This window comes from Caviibacterium pharyngocola, from assembly GCF_002795405.1.
Taxonomy (GTDB): Bacteria; Pseudomonadota; Gammaproteobacteria; order Enterobacterales; family Pasteurellaceae; genus Caviibacterium; species Caviibacterium pharyngocola.
In genome coordinates, this window is record NZ_PHGZ01000015.1 from 59,952 (window position 1) to 74,312 (window position 14,361).

General features: G+C 45.3%; 9 protein-coding genes and 1 other RNA gene. 4 read left to right on the top strand and 6 right to left on the bottom strand.

The genetic code is table 11. From position 1 onward, the window contains the following. Position 1: 1 nt before the first annotated feature. Positions 2 to 358 (bottom strand): DsrE/DsrF/TusD sulfur relay family protein, encoded by a 357-nt coding sequence (locus CVP04_RS07795; RefSeq protein ID WP_100296956.1) that lies wholly within the window; start codon positions 356 to 358, stop codon positions 2 to 4. Positions 359 to 569: 211 nt separating this feature from the next. Next, a complete protein-coding gene (locus tag CVP04_RS07800) occupies positions 570 to 1,880 on the bottom strand; it encodes an NCS2 family permease (RefSeq protein WP_100296957.1) in 1,311 nt (436 codons plus the stop codon). 311 nt (positions 1,881 to 2,191) lie between these two features. Between CVP04_RS07800 and CVP04_RS07805 the strand changes: the two genes are divergently transcribed. Further along, the gene (locus CVP04_RS07805; protein ID WP_100296958.1) at positions 2,192 to 7,324 is read left to right on the top strand and encodes an exo-alpha-sialidase; all 5,133 of its coding nucleotides are present in this window, start codon (positions 2,192 to 2,194) and stop codon (positions 7,322 to 7,324) included. Positions 7,325 to 7,398: 74 nt separating this feature from the next. Here the strand turns inward: CVP04_RS07805 and CVP04_RS07810 are convergent, their stop codons facing one another. Next, positions 7,399 to 8,361, bottom strand: a complete 963-nt coding sequence (locus CVP04_RS07810; RefSeq protein WP_100296959.1) for an oxidoreductase — start codon at positions 8,359 to 8,361, stop codon at positions 7,399 to 7,401. Between the two features lie 72 nt (positions 8,362 to 8,433). Here CVP04_RS07810 and ybaK point away from each other — a divergent pair, with 72 nt between their 5' ends. Next, complete coding sequence (gene ybaK / locus CVP04_RS07815) at positions 8,434 to 8,913, top strand: Cys-tRNA(Pro) deacylase (RefSeq protein ID WP_100296960.1); 480 nt, start codon at positions 8,434 to 8,436, stop codon at positions 8,911 to 8,913. Positions 8,914 to 8,990: 77 nt separating this feature from the next. Here the strand turns inward: ybaK and fabA are convergent, their stop codons facing one another. Both fabA and CVP04_RS07825 read right to left on the bottom strand, forming a co-directional pair. Further along, positions 8,991 to 9,521, bottom strand: a complete 531-nt coding sequence (gene fabA / locus CVP04_RS07820; protein ID WP_165772782.1) for a bifunctional 3-hydroxydecanoyl-ACP dehydratase/trans-2-decenoyl-ACP isomerase — start codon at positions 9,519 to 9,521, stop codon at positions 8,991 to 8,993. 184 nt (positions 9,522 to 9,705) lie between these two features. Further along, positions 9,706 to 11,517, bottom strand: a complete 1,812-nt coding sequence (locus tag CVP04_RS07825) for an AAA family ATPase (RefSeq protein WP_423738302.1) — start codon at positions 11,515 to 11,517, stop codon at positions 9,706 to 9,708. 106 nt (positions 11,518 to 11,623) lie between these two features. On the opposite strand from CVP04_RS07825, the gene matP reads away from it, so the two are divergent. Beyond that, entirely contained in the window at positions 11,624 to 12,070 is a 447-nt protein-coding gene (gene matP, locus CVP04_RS07830) for a macrodomain Ter protein MatP (RefSeq protein ID WP_100296962.1), read from the top strand. A 95-nt stretch (positions 12,071 to 12,165) separates the two neighbouring features. Further along, on the top strand, positions 12,166 to 13,857 hold the full coding sequence (gene dld, locus CVP04_RS07835) for a D-lactate dehydrogenase (RefSeq protein WP_100296963.1): 1,692 nt from the start codon (positions 12,166 to 12,168) through the stop codon (positions 13,855 to 13,857). Between the two features lie 53 nt (positions 13,858 to 13,910). Here the strand turns inward: dld and rnpB are convergent. Further along, positions 13,911 to 14,308: RNase P RNA component class A (gene rnpB, locus CVP04_RS07840), an RNA gene on the bottom strand. Positions 14,309 to 14,361: the final 53 nt, after the last annotated feature.

Genomic DNA, 14,361 nt, shown 5'->3' on the forward strand with positions numbered 1-14,361 from the left:
ATTAGAAATTTAAGACTTTATCCGCTTCAACCGTCCAATCCGCCAATTCGACTAAGGTGCCGATTCGAACGCCTTCGGCAAGCGGTAAGTCGGTGATTCCGCGTGCATTGGTGCAAGTTTTGCATAACTTAACGGTTGCACCTTGTGCGGTTAAAATTTCGATCATTTGTTGTAAATGATAGCCTTCCGCCGGTTGTTGTTTCGCCAATCCGCCTGTCACTGCATCCGACATAAAAAATAATTTTAATTCCACCGCACTTTTATGCTGTTCTTGTAATTGCAACGCTAAGCGTAATGCACTGAAAAAGCTTTCGTTGCCATAAGGTGCGGAATGCACGATAAATAAGATTTTTTGCATAATACATTCTCCCTGTTGCAGATAGAAACAGTGGGCTAAATGCCCACTTAGTTTATTGACAAAGTATACTTAAGTAGGATGGGCTTTAGCCCATCATATTGAAATAATTATATTTTTTGATGGGCTGAAGCCCATCCTACACATAAAATAAAATACGATTTAAATCAGGTCTGTCATCAGTCTGAATGGGCTAAACGCCCACTGAATTAATTTAACCGACCCATACGAATTTTGCAATAAACAGTAACGCCACTACCAAAACCGGTGCGTTAATTTCTTTCCAGCGCCCTGTGCCGGCTTTCATTATGCAATAACAGATAAAGCCGAAGGCGATACCTTCCGTAATCGAATAGGTAAACGGCATCATCGCGGCGGTGATAAATGCCGGTGCGGCTTCGGTTAAATCGTGCCATTGCACGCGAATAAGGCTGGACGCCATTAAAATTCCGACGAACACCAAAGCGCCTGCAGTGGCATAAGGCGGCACCAAACCAGCTAACGGCGAGAAGAAGATTGTCAATAAGAACAATAATCCGACAACCACCGCTGTCATTCCGGTGCGTCCACCGACGGAAACGCCCGCGCCGCTTTCGATGTAGGTACTGATCGCCGAAGTACCGATGTATGATCCGGTGACAGCGCTGATACTATCCACATAAAGCGCTTGTTTCATTTTCGGGAAACGTCCGTTTTCATCGCTGATACCCGCTTTGTCCGTAACGCCTAATAAGGTACCGGAAGAATCGAATAGATTGACCAACAAGAAAGAGAAAATAATGCCTAATAAGGCGGTATCCAACGCACCGGCAATATCTACTTTGCCGACAACAGCATCTAAGCTCGGTGGCATTGACACTACGCCGTTAAATACCACGTTATCGTCAAAAATTAACGCAAGTGCGGTCACTAATGCGATAGAAACCAATACGCCGGAATAAATATTTCGCGCCGCGAACACAACGATAATAAAAAAGCCTAAGATGCCCATTAATACTTGCGGATTATGCAACTCACCCAAGGCGACTAACGTTGCCGGATTCGCCACAACCAAGCCCATATTTTTAAAGCCGATTAACGCGATAAAGAAACCGATCCCCGCGCCGATACCAACTCGTAGCCCAAGCGGAATGGACGCCATTAACCAATAACGCACTTGGAAGATCGTCAACAGCAATAATCCGACGGAGCCCCAAAAGATCGTTCCCATTCCCACTTGCCAAGAATATCCTAATTTTCCGACGACCACATAAGCGAAAAAGGCGTTAAGCCCCATTGCCGGCGCCAGTGCAATCGGCAAATTGCTGAATAATCCCATTGCGATGGTTCCGAATGCGGCGATTAAACAGGTGGTGACGAACACCACTTGCTTATCCATTCCCGCATCGCCCAAGACCGAAGGGTTGACGAAAACAATATAAACCATTGTGAAAAACGTCGTAATACCGGCGATGATCTCCGTTTTCGGCGTAGTGTTGTGCTGATTTAACTTAAACAGTTTTTGTAGAAAAGATTGATTTTCCATTTTTATTCCAATTCGATGTGTTGAGAAAAAAAGATGAAAAACAATTCGTGAAAGAAGGGTGTTTTTCTTACCGATTTTAGCAAAATAACTCGGCTTTCGCGATCTGTTTTTCAAAAAATCTTATTTTTTCCACCGCACTTTCGAAACCTGCAAAAGCTGACGCGATCCAGTTCAAATTTTTTATTCATATCAATTTGGAATATAAATTTTTTGTGAAGTGTATAGCAAAATTTACATTTCGATATTTACGAAAAAATACTTCTAATATATAAATTTAAAGGAATAATTCTTCAACAACAAAGGGAATCACTATGAAAAAAACAAAAAAGACAAACCTACTTAGAAAAACTGCGTTATCACTCCTAATTTCTTCAGCCGTTTTATCCGGAGCATACGCATCAACTGCCATATTAGACTTCTCCAGTGTCGAGAGCTTTCAGCCCGTCGATATGACGGAACATTTCACCAGCAATAATGTGTTTAGTTTGAGTTCGGGTACATTAACGTTTCGTGTGAATCCGAATTCAGGTTTCAGCACCCTACTCGGCGTCAGTGATAACACGGCGGATGACAGATACATTATGTTTTACACGAATGTCACCGCCGCCGGTCAAACTTACGGGATTGAAATTAGAGACCGCACCAATTTGATTCCGAACAGTCAATTAGTCACACAAGCGCTTCCGGCTTCAAGTGACGGCTTTAGAACCGTTACTTACAGTTTCGATAAGGAAAATCAAACCATTAAGATCTATGTTGACGGTCAACTGCGACAAACATCGACCCAATCCAAGTTCTTTGAAGATATTTCAGGGTTGAATACCGCTTCATTAGGTTCGTTAAAACGTCCGAATAATCGTACGAATACCTTTACCGGCGCAATTTATCACGCGGGCGCGACGGATGAAGTGTTAAGCGATTCGGCGATTTTAAAATTGCACGAAGATATTGTGGCAAGACATAGCGTCGATTTGGCAAAACAGGCGGAAAAACTCGCTTATTTATCCGAAAAACGCGAGCGTATGGGCGCGTTTATGAGTGAAAAATACGAAATGTTTAAACCGGGTCAAGGCGGCGCGGCAAGTTATCGTATTCCGGGGTTATTAGCGACCCAAGAAGGTGTCGTTATCGCCGCGATTGACAAACGTAATCAACACGCTTCCGACTGGGGTAATATCGACCTTGCGATTCGTCGCAGCTTAGACGGCGGTGTTACTTGGCAAGATGATCAAGTGGTGGTCGATTTAGCCGAACAAACCTATTCTTCCTTAGGTGCTGCGGAATCTGCTTTGGTGATTGATGCCGTAATGGTGCAAGATAAACAAAACGGTCGTATTTCGATGGTTTTCGATATGTTTCCGGAATCTCAAGCTTTATTCGGAATGTTCAGTAACTCGCAAGCCAGTTTTGAATCCGAAGGCAACGGACATATTCAAGTGGACGGCAAGTGGTATCGCTTAATCACCGATGAAAGCGGCGCAAGATATACGGTTCGCGAAGAAGGTATCGTTTATAACCGAATGGGCGAGGCGCAAGATTATCGCGTAGTCATCGAAGGCGATCCTAACCGCTCTTTTAAAGATCTGGGCGATATTATTCAAATCAGCACCGGTGAAAGGGTCGGTAACATCTTTTTAAGATCCAGAAAAAGCGGTCACGACAGCGGTCCGTTTAACGCGCATTATACCAGCTATTTGTGGATGACTTACAGTGAGGATCAAGGTGCGACTTGGGCGAGCCCGATTGATATTACCACGCAAGTCAAAGCGGACTGGATGCGTTTCCTCGGCACCGGCCCGGGTACCGGTATTCAGTTGAAAAACGGCAATTTAGTCGTGCCGGTTTACTTCACCAATCGCGATAACAAACAATCCTCCGCAGTAATTATCAGTAAAGACGGCGGTAAAACGTGGGAACGCGGCGATTCGCCGAACGATGCCTATTTGGATGAAATCGGCGGTGCGAGATATTTAAATACTTATGATTATGAAATTACCGAATCCCAAGTGGTCGAAATGGATAACGGCGACATCAAAATGTTCTCGCGTAACCGCAGCGGCGCGGTGATTATTTCAACCAGTCACGACGGCGGGATGACGTGGGATAAAGGCGCAAGACTAAGAGAAGCCGCTTTATTGGATCCGTATTCGCAAATGTCGGTGATTCATTATTCCAAACGGATCGACGGCAAAGAGTATCTCGTTTTCGCCAACCCGCACGCAACCGGCTCTCGTAGCAACGGTATGGCTTGGTTAGGCGAAGTGCAAGAAGACGGTTCTATCCAATGGAAATATAATACCACTATCGACGCAGGCACTTATTCTTATAACAGTTTAACCGAATTACCGAACGGCGATATCGGTTTATTATACGAACAAGTGCAAGGTCAAAACGTTCAATACGTTCGATTCAATTTACAAGAATTATTCTGGAAAGATAATATTATTTATCGCGACAAACGTAATACCTCAAACCCGAATGTGTCACTTAACAGTATAGAAAGCGTGGAAGAAGAAACTTTCTATAAAATCGGCGACGGTGAAATGGTTAAAGTCGGCAGCGGCGTCAATAATGCAAAATTAGTGGTGAAAGAAGGTATCGCAACTTTAAATCAAACCGCCAATGATCAAGGTGAAAAACAAGCCTATCGCGAAATTACCGTCAAGGAAAACGGATTGGTTCGCCTTGGTGATGCGGAACAAATTAATTTCAGCAATTTAATCCTTGAACAAGGTACCTTAGATCTCTACGGTAATGATATTACCTTGGATAATCAGGGTGAAAATTCGGGATTACGCGCCGAAATCGTGAACGGTAATATTATCAACACGCAAGGCGATGTCACCCTCACCTATCGGCTTGACGATAATCACACCATCAAAGGTAATCTTGCTCAGGTCGGCGACAATAGTGCGCTTAACCTTATTTATTCACCAACTAATGCGGATTCCGCTTTGCGTTTGGAAGGCAATACCGCGTTGAATGCGCTTGATGTAAAAACCGGCACGCTCACTTATACGCCTAATACGTTCAACTTAGCGGAAAAAGCGACGGTTCGCACTAATGCAAATTTAGTGATTGAAGATGCCGTTCTTTCCGTCGGTAGCGTTTCCTTAGAAAATAATTCGAATTTAATCGCCGAGGTTAGCGAAGGTAAAACCGCAGCGTTATATGCGGATCAAATTGACGGCGAAGGTAACTTGATTAAACGCGGCGCCGGCGTACTCACGCTTTCCGGACAATTAGATCACAGCGGTAATACGGAATTGCAAGCGGGTAATATTCATCTGGATGACGCAACATTCAGCGCAAGCACCTTACGCCTTGCTGCCGATACCGCGTTAACCGGCTCGGGCGAAGTTAACGGCAAAACCGTTTGGCAAAACGGTAGCTTAATCGTACCGGGGTATTATTCATCCAATACCGGCTCGCAAACACGTTCCGCATCCGGCGGATTCACCGCACAACGTCTAGTATTTAATGATGTGGAAAATCAAGGCGGTACGGTCGCATTGCGTGTGAATAACAATGTAGCGGATATTACCCGATGGGGTCACGATGAAATCGTAATTAAAGGCAATCTTACCACCGAAAGTGCGGTGCCCGTCAGCATTAAATTAGCCGGAACCCAACAAGGTAAATCCGATACGAACGGCGACGGACAATATGATGCGGAAGAAGGTTTATCCCTCATTAAAGTCTATGGCGACGGAACAGTCAGCCAATTCGCCTTAAGCGAAGCCATCGATAGTCTAAACAGCCCTTATGATTTAACCTTAGTCAGCTTTGATAAAGGTGTTGCCGGCGACTATTACGATTATCAACTTCATAACACCCTGATTACCGAATCCGGCGCATTAGTCACTCCGGTGGTGTATAAAAAATCAACCGAAACGCCTGTAGAGGATGAACCGACCACCGAACCGGAAACTCCAACAACGGATAACGGTACAACTGCCGAAGCGGAAACTCCGGTAACGGATAACGGCACAACCACCGAAGCGGAAACTCCGGCAACAGATAACGCTACAGCCGTCGAACTGGAAACTCCGGCAACGGATAATAGCACAACCGCCGAACCGGAAACTCCGACAACGGATAATGCGACAACCGTCAAACCGGAAACTCCGACAACGGATAATGGTACAACTGCCGAAACTGAAACTCCGGCAACAGATAACGGTACAACTGCCGACACGGAAACTCCGGTAACGGATAACAGTACAACCGCCGAAGCGGAAACTCCGACAACGGATAACGCTACAACCGCCGAAGCGGAAACTCCGGCAACGGATAACGGTACAACCGCCGAAGCGGAAACTCCGGCAACGGATAACGGTACAACCGCCGAAGCGGAAACTCCGGCAACGGATAACGGTACAACCGCCGAAGCGGAAACTCCGGCAACGGATAACGCTACAACCGCCGAAGCGGAAACTCCGGCAACGGATAATAGCTTGGTAGAAGAAAAACCTACTACAACAGTAGAAGAAAAACCGGCTACGAATAACGCGACAAATAATGCGGCAACAAGTCCTGCGCGGACGAAACTTAACGATCACGTTCCGTCTTATTTAGTAGCGGGTACGGCGATGGTGAATCAAGGTAATACTGTAAGAGATATGTTCACCGACAATTTGTGGGCAAAACATAAAAAAGGTTTCTATGTCATTCAAAAACATAGTAACGCCGATTACACAACGGATCTCAGCTTCGTGAATTACGGTTATAACTATGATTCCAAACAAAACACCACATTATTCGGCGGTTATGTTCCGGTTTCAGCGAATACCGAATTACACGCAGGTCTCGGTTTCAGTAACCAAAAAGTGACACCTAAAGCGGTGGACGGTTATAGCTACGCACGTTATAAAACAACCTCGTTGCTTTTAGCGGTACATAACGAATGGGATAACTTACTGCTTAATACGCACGTCGGTTTACATTGGCATCGCGGTAAAGTTTCGACTCACGAGGTTTCCGATATCGCCCGAATCAAAGGTAATCAATATCAAATCGGTTCGGAATTGGGTTATAAATTTAACCTCGGTCAATTCTCCGTTACTCCGGTTGCCGGATTGAGTTACCAATATTTCGATATGGACGTCACCGATAAATCCCGTTATCAGTTGAATGTCACCGCCGAACCGTATCGCGTATTCACGCAATATGCGGGATCTTACGTCGGTTGGGATAATGAGATTGTCGCTTTACGCGTCGGTGCTTTATACGAACACAACAATGAAAGTCGAGATCAACTTGTCATCAACAATGAAGGCTTTACCACAGGTCGATTAGGCAATTCCGTCGTGCTTAAAGCGAATGCTGATTTCAGTATTTTGCCGCAACTAAAATTAGGCGTTCAATTCGAACACAGACACGCAGTGTCCGACGCGAAATTGAAACAAACCGATATTGCGGCGAAACTGGAATATAAATTCTAGTAGAACGTAGAAAACAAAACGGTAACTGTTCGTCAGTTACCGTTTTTTATCTTCATCAAACACAAAAACCGGATTTAATAACCCGCACGATAAATCGCTTCGGTCAATTTCACCGCCATTAACGCCAAGCTAAAGCGCTGTTCGTCGGCAACCGTCCAAAAACTGACCGCACTTTCCGTTGTCGCCAGATTACCGACGTGCAAAAACGCTTCGTCCGTTTCATTCTCCATTTCACCGTTAGTGACCGGTGTCGGTAATTTTTCCGGTTGGTATCGAATCCATTGATTTTGTTGCCACAAGGCAATTAATTTGTCCGCATCGATCGCATAATCGGAAAGTGCGGTGATTTTTTGCCCTGTTCCGTAAAAAACCGGTACTTGAATCGAATGAAAAATAAAATCCTCCGCTTGCGGGAAAATTTTACCGAGTTGCGAGGATAAATTCGCCGTTTGCAACGGGAATACATCAAACGCTAAACGTTGTTCTTCATCTTCTAACGGAATACCGTTTAACAGGCGCGCGGTTTGTCCGGCAAGTTTGCCAACCGCTTCTTCATTGTTATAAGCCGCCGGCAACAACGACGTAACCGTCGCGTGTTTTAGCGGAACTTCCTGCAATAAAGGCGCCAATGCCAACGCCGCTTGCGTTACTTGCGAATCCGGCAACGCGACGATATTACGCTGACGTAATTCCGTTAATTGTTGTTCGTTAATCCCCGGAATCACCACCGGTACATCGGATAAAGAGGCGCAAATTCCGCGCATATCCACCACAACAGTGCCCGCTTCCGACGCTTTCGCCGCAATGGAAACCTGATTAATATCACCGGCAAACAACAAATATTGAACATCGCTCCAATTCATTTCATCGGCGGCATATTGCGCAACGGCTTTATTCCGAAACCGAATGCCTTGCTCCTCATTAAAGGGATAAATCTCCGCCACGGAAAGTCGTTCGATTTCTAATTCGCTTTTTTCTAAGGTTTCTGCAATTTTTTCGCTTAATTCAAATTCTGCCGCAATCGCAATATGTAACATTTTTCTCCCATCCTTTTTCTAATCGGCGTAAAATAATCGGCACATTGTACAGAATAATAAGCGGAAAAGAAAATGACACCTGCGATTGATTTACTTAAAAAACACAAGATTCCTTTTACTTTGCATACTTATGATCACGATCCATCGAATACACACTTCGGTGATGAAGCGGCGGAAAAGCTCGGCATCGCGCCCGAACAATCTTTTAAAACCTTATTGGTTGCAGAAAACGGCGATCAGAAAAAATTGGCGTGTTTCGTGCTGCCGACCGCGCATATGTTAAGCCTAAAAAAAGCGGCAAAAGCACTCGGCGTGAAAAAAGTGGAAATGGCGGATAAAGATGCGGCACAAAAAAGCAGCGGATATTTGGTCGGCGGGATCAGTCCGTTAGGACAAAAGAAACGACTAAAAACTGTGATAGAACAGACCGCACTTGAATTCGAACACATCTACGTTTCCGGCGGAAAACGCGGATTAAGTGTCGAACTGGCACCACAAGCCTTGGCGGAAATCTTAAGCGCCGAATTCGTCGATATTGTTGATCACGAATAATAAAAAAGGCTCAAGCACAAAAGGGAAATGTCACTTGAGCCGAAAGGGAAGATTAACTAATCCCTTAGAATTCGATTTTAGAAGGCGGAAGTGTCTTGGAATAAGCCGACTTTCAGATCCGTTGCAGTATAAATAACGCGACCGTCCACTTCCACTTCGCCGTCCGCCATTCCCATTACCAATTTACGATTGATCACCCGTTTCATATTAATGCGATAAATCACTTTTTTCGCAGTCGGCAAAATTTGTCCGGTAAATTTCACTTCGCCGACGCCAAGCGCTCTGCCCTTGCCTTGCCCGCCGATCCAACCGAGATAAAATCCGACTAGCTGCCACATTGCATCCAAGCCCAAACAGCCCGGCATAACGGGATCACCGATAAAATGGCAACCGAAAAACGGTAGCGACGGTTTAATATCCAACTCCGCTTCAATATAACCTTTGTTAAACAAGCCGCCTTCTTCATTCATTTCAACGACGCGATCCATCATCAACATACTCGGCGCAGGTAATTGCGGGCCGTTTTGACCGAACAATTCACCGCGCCCCGATGCCAATAAATCTTCATAAGAATAACTGCTTTTCTTATTTGGTGTACAACTGTTCATAATTTTAAATTCTCCCGCTAATTGTTAATGCGATATTCATTAATCTAAAACGCATTGTAGCAAGATATTTTATTGATTAAAACAGCTAACACGTGTTAGCCTAACTTATCCGATCAGTTATCTCTTTTAGATTGATTTATTTTAACGGCATAAAAAAACGGCATCTTGCGATACCGTTTATGATTTAACGTTTGCGAAACAGTAGATCCCACAAACCGATTCGTTGTTGCTGTTCGGCACGAAGTTCGATTCGCCGTGAAATCACGCGTGAAAGCGGCTGATTTTCTTCCGTATAAGTCACGTTTTCTTCCTCGGTTAAATGGCGTTTAAACAGGATTTCGCAGGCTTGATATACGTCATCTACCGTCCAAATAGAAAATTGTCCGTTTTTGACCGCACTTATCACCGCTTCCGATAAACTCAGTTGGCTGACAACGGTAGAAGGAATGATCACGCCTTGCTCGCCGCTTAATCCGCGTCGCTCGCAAATGGTGAAAAATCCTTCGATTTTATCGTTCACACCACCGACGGAATGTACCAAGCCGAATTGATCGATCGCGCCGGTGATCGCGACGGATTGCGGCAACGGTAAATCCGATAAGGCGCTGGCAAGCACACAAAAGCTTGCTAGAGACGCACTGTCGCCGTCAATTTCGCTGTAAGATTGTTCAAACACAATCGACGCGGAAAACGGTAACTGACTCGGAAAATCCAAAATATTCGCCAAACACACTTCGGCGATCATTATGCCTTTGCCGTGAATATTGCCCGCCAGCTCGTTTTTGCGCTCCACGTCCACCACTTCGCCGTCACCGAATTGCACGATACAGCTAATACGCGAGGGTTCGCCGAAAGACAGCGGCGTGCCCGGATATTCGATGACGGACAAGCCGTTAATCTGCCCGACGATCTCGCCTTCCGTCGCCACATAAACCTGTTCGCGCAAAATATCCGCATAAGTTTGTTCGCGTAAGAAACCTTGTTGCTGCGATTTGGCGTGAAAATATTGCTCGAAATCCACCGCACTTAATTCGGATTTTGCCGTTAATGCGGCGGTATCGGTTAAAATTTCTTTCAGTTTTAGCGGCGAAACGTTAATTAAATCACGATCTTCGCTTTCGCGCACTAATAATTGATACAAACGATTCAAACCGTCCGGCGTCGGTTGGGCAAGTTGTCGCGCACGCGCATAGCCGACGACGAAATTCGCCCATTGCTGTTGTTTTTGTGCCGATTCGACGGAAAAATAACTGTCGATTTCCGCATAATCCGCTAAAGAATACAACCCCTCGTCCAGTTCTTCAAACATTGCCAGTTCCGTGCGGTTGCCCAATAAAATCACTTTTAGCGATAACGGACAGCTCGGAATATCGCAAGGCAAGGCTTTATACGGATGCAAGGCATACCAATCGAAGGTTTTCGTGGTCAATATATGTTTCAAACGAATCCATAAATCAAACTGCGCCAATAGGGTTTCGACGCTCAAAATCAGCACGCCGTTATTCAGTTGATGCACCAAACCGGGATGTAATTGAATATCTTGCGAACCGGGATGAACACGCACGGCGCCGAATAAGCGAGTGTGATCCGTGTGTAACGCCGTTGCGACGGATTGGGTTGCGGCAAAATTATCCTCATAAGATTGCGCCGGTTCGACAGAAACCGTCGGAAAAGAAAAGCTGTCTCCTTGTTCCACCACATAACGCACGCCGGAAAGCACCAAATCCTGTGCTTGTTGAGAACGAATATAATCTGCCAATAAAGGCGCATATTCGCTTTGATCGTCCGCTTTTAGCACCAATAAAGTGCGGTGATTATTTTGTAAGAATTGTTGAACGGCACAAACCGCGCGGGGTTGCAATGCAAAAAAATCCGCGTTCGGATCATTCACGGCGTCAACGGCTAAATTCGGCCGTAAGTCTTGCCAAGATAACGCTTGTTCGGATAAGGAAGATAAAATCACGCTGCCTCTCTCTGTTACAATAAGAACGGGCATTATCGCATATTTCCGTTCAAATAGAATCAAAATTTACTGGCAAAAATCGAAAGAGACGCGTATATTATGACGAGGTTACAATGTCACTTTAAACTGTTAAAAAACGATGAAATATCAAAAATTAGAAAACCAAGAAGCTCAGTGGAAATGGCTTTATTTGACCAAAAAACACCGTGAAGGCGAAAATATTACGCGCTATGAAGAACGCAGTTTAGCGCAAGATGTCGCGCAGCGCCTTGTGGAAGCACAAAATTATCCGCAACAAATCGAGGAATGGATCGCAACTCATATGTCCTTGGATTTGGTGATTAAATTGGATCAGGCGATTCGCGCCAGAAGAAAACGCTTTTTCAACGCTGAAAAACAATCCACCAAGAAAAAATCCATTGATTTGGAATATGCCGTTTGGCTACGGCTGTCGAAATATTCGCGCAAAATGAAGATGACCTTATCGGAAACCATTATGTATATGATTGACGAACGCGAAAGCAAAGCCTTATACGAAACGCAAATGTCCGCGATGAAAGCCGGATTGAAGGATTTGTTGAAATAAAATTTGTTAAACACTTCACAATTTTTGCATTTCGACCAAGCAGTCCGGTTTATTGTTGTTATAATGTTGTTAATTTATTGTAAAGGAACCACATTATGTCAACACAACACATTATTACAACGCTGACAAATATTGTCGGCGCCTCTTATATCATCACCGATCCGAGTAAAACCGAATCCTACCGCAGCGGCTATCGTTTCGGTACGGGAAATGCCATCGCCGTGGTGCGTCCCGGTTCTCTAGTGGAATTTTGGCAAGTGCTGAAAGCCTGCGTCGCTGCGGATATTATCGTTATCGCCCAAGCCGCCAACACCGGATTAACCGGCGGTTCCACACCGAGCGGTAATGACTACGATCGCGATATTGTGATCATCAATGCGATGCGCATTAACGGTATTCAGTTAATCAATCACGCCAATCAAGTGGTTTGCCTACCCGGTTCCACATTAAACGAATTGGAAAATCAGCTCAAACCGCACGGACGAGAACCTCATTCGGTGATCGGCTCCTCTTGTATCGGCGCGTCGGTTATCGGTGGAATTTGTAACAATTCCGGCGGTGCATTGGTTCAACGTGGTCCTGCTTATACGGAAATGGCGCTTTACGCCCAACTCAACGAGCAAGGCGAGCTTGAATTAAAAAATCATTTAGGCATTGCGTTAGGCAATACGCCGGAAGAAATTTTGACCAATTTGGAACATCAACGTTATCAGCCAAAAGATATTACGCAAGATTGCGGCAAAGGACACGATCACGCCTATTGCAACCACGTTCGCCAAGTGGATGAAGATACGCCGGCGCGCTTTAACGCCGATCCCGCCCGTCATTACGAAGCCTCCGGTTGTGCGGGAAAATTGGCGGTTTTTGCCGTGCGTTTAGATACTTTCCCGCTGGAAAAAGATACCGCTGTTTTTTATATCGGCACAAATCATACTTCGGTGCTCAACGATCTGCGTCGTCATATGCTGGCGCAATTCAAACAACTGCCGATTTCCGGCGAATATATTCACCGCGATGCCTTTGATATTGCCGCCGAATACGGTAAGGATACCTTTTGGGTAATCCAAAAATTCGGCACGCACCGTTTGCCGCAATTATTCGCCTTAAAAGCCAAAGTGGATCGCATTGCAAAGAAAAGTGCGTTTTTACCGAACGGATTAAGCGACAAAATAATGCAGGCTTTCTCGAAAATTCTGCCGAATCATTTACCGAAAAGCCTGTGGGATTATCGTCATCAATACGAACATCATTTGATTGTCAAAATGGGCGGCGACGGTATTCACGAAGCGCAAGCCTATCTGAAAGATTATTTTGCCGATAAACAAAAAGGTGCTTATTTCCAATGTGACGCACAGGAAACGCAAGCAGCAATGTTACACCGTTTTGCCGTCGCTTCCGCCGCCGTGCGTTATCGTGCCATTCACGAAAAAGAAGTGGAAGACATTGTTGCCTTAGACATCGCCTTACGCCGAAACGAGCAAGATTGGTTTGAAACCTTACCGCAAGAAATCGATGACAAACTCAGTCACAAACTGTATTACGGGCATTTTATGTGCCACGTTTTCCACCAAGATTATATTGTGAAGAAAGGCTATGATTGCGTCGAATTGGAGCACGAAATGCTGAAATTATTGGATAAACGCGGCGCGCAATATCCGGCGGAGCATAATGTCGGTCATTTATATGAAGCCAAACCGACCTTGCGAAAATTCTATCAACAGCTTGATCCGACCAATAGTTTCAACCCGGGAATCGGACAAACTTCAAAGAAAAAATATTGGAAATAATCGTTTCGCATAAAAAATCGCCCTCCGAATTTTCGAAGGGCGATTTTATCGAATCGTTAAGTCAGCCGATAAGCCGGGTTCTGTCGTGGACAATCATTCCTCTAGGCGCACATTTACACATACGCTCAAGCAACCTACCCGAACTCTGAGCGGGCCACCCATTGAGTTCCTATTTGGTCTTGCTACGAGTGGAGTTTACCCTGCCGTAAAATGTTACCACTTACGCGGTGCGCTCTTACCGCACCCTTTCACCCTTACCTGATCTCTTACGAGCCATCGGCGGTTTGCTCTCTGTTGCACTGGTCGTAGGCTCTCGCCTCCCGGACGTTATCCGGCACTCTGCCCTGCGTAGCCCGGACTTTCCTCCCGTTTACTTGTCCCGCTAGGTCGTCGTTCCTATCGGATTGACGGTTAAGGGCTTCAATAAACCGGCGATTGTCTGGCTGACTCGGGCGAAGTATAACTCAAAGCGGAGAGAAAATATAGAGTTAAACAAAAACTTGC

Coding starts and splice junctions, on each gene's coding strand:
- CVP04_RS07805 (WP_100296958.1), top strand. CDS start 2,192: ATGAAAAAAACAAAAAAGACAAACCTACTTAGAAAAACTGCGTTATCA.
- ybaK (WP_100296960.1), top strand. CDS start 8,434: ATGACACCTGCGATTGATTTACTTAAAAAACACAAGATTCCTTTTACT.
- CVP04_RS07800 (WP_100296957.1), bottom strand. CDS start 1,880: ATGGAAAATCAATCTTTTCTACAAAAACTGTTTAAGTTAAATCAGCAC.
- CVP04_RS07825 (WP_423738302.1), bottom strand. CDS start 11,517: ATGCCCGTTCTTATTGTAACAGAGAGAGGCAGCGTGATTTTATCTTCC.
- fabA (WP_165772782.1), bottom strand. CDS start 9,521: ATGAACAGTTGTACACCAAATAAGAAAAGCAGTTATTCTTATGAAGAT.
- CVP04_RS07810 (WP_100296959.1), bottom strand. CDS start 8,361: ATGTTACATATTGCGATTGCGGCAGAATTTGAATTAAGCGAAAAAATT.
- matP (WP_100296962.1), top strand. CDS start 11,624: ATGAAATATCAAAAATTAGAAAACCAAGAAGCTCAGTGGAAATGGCTT.
- dld (WP_100296963.1), top strand. CDS start 12,166: ATGTCAACACAACACATTATTACAACGCTGACAAATATTGTCGGCGCC.
- CVP04_RS07795 (WP_100296956.1), bottom strand. CDS start 358: ATGCAAAAAATCTTATTTATCGTGCATTCCGCACCTTATGGCAACGAA.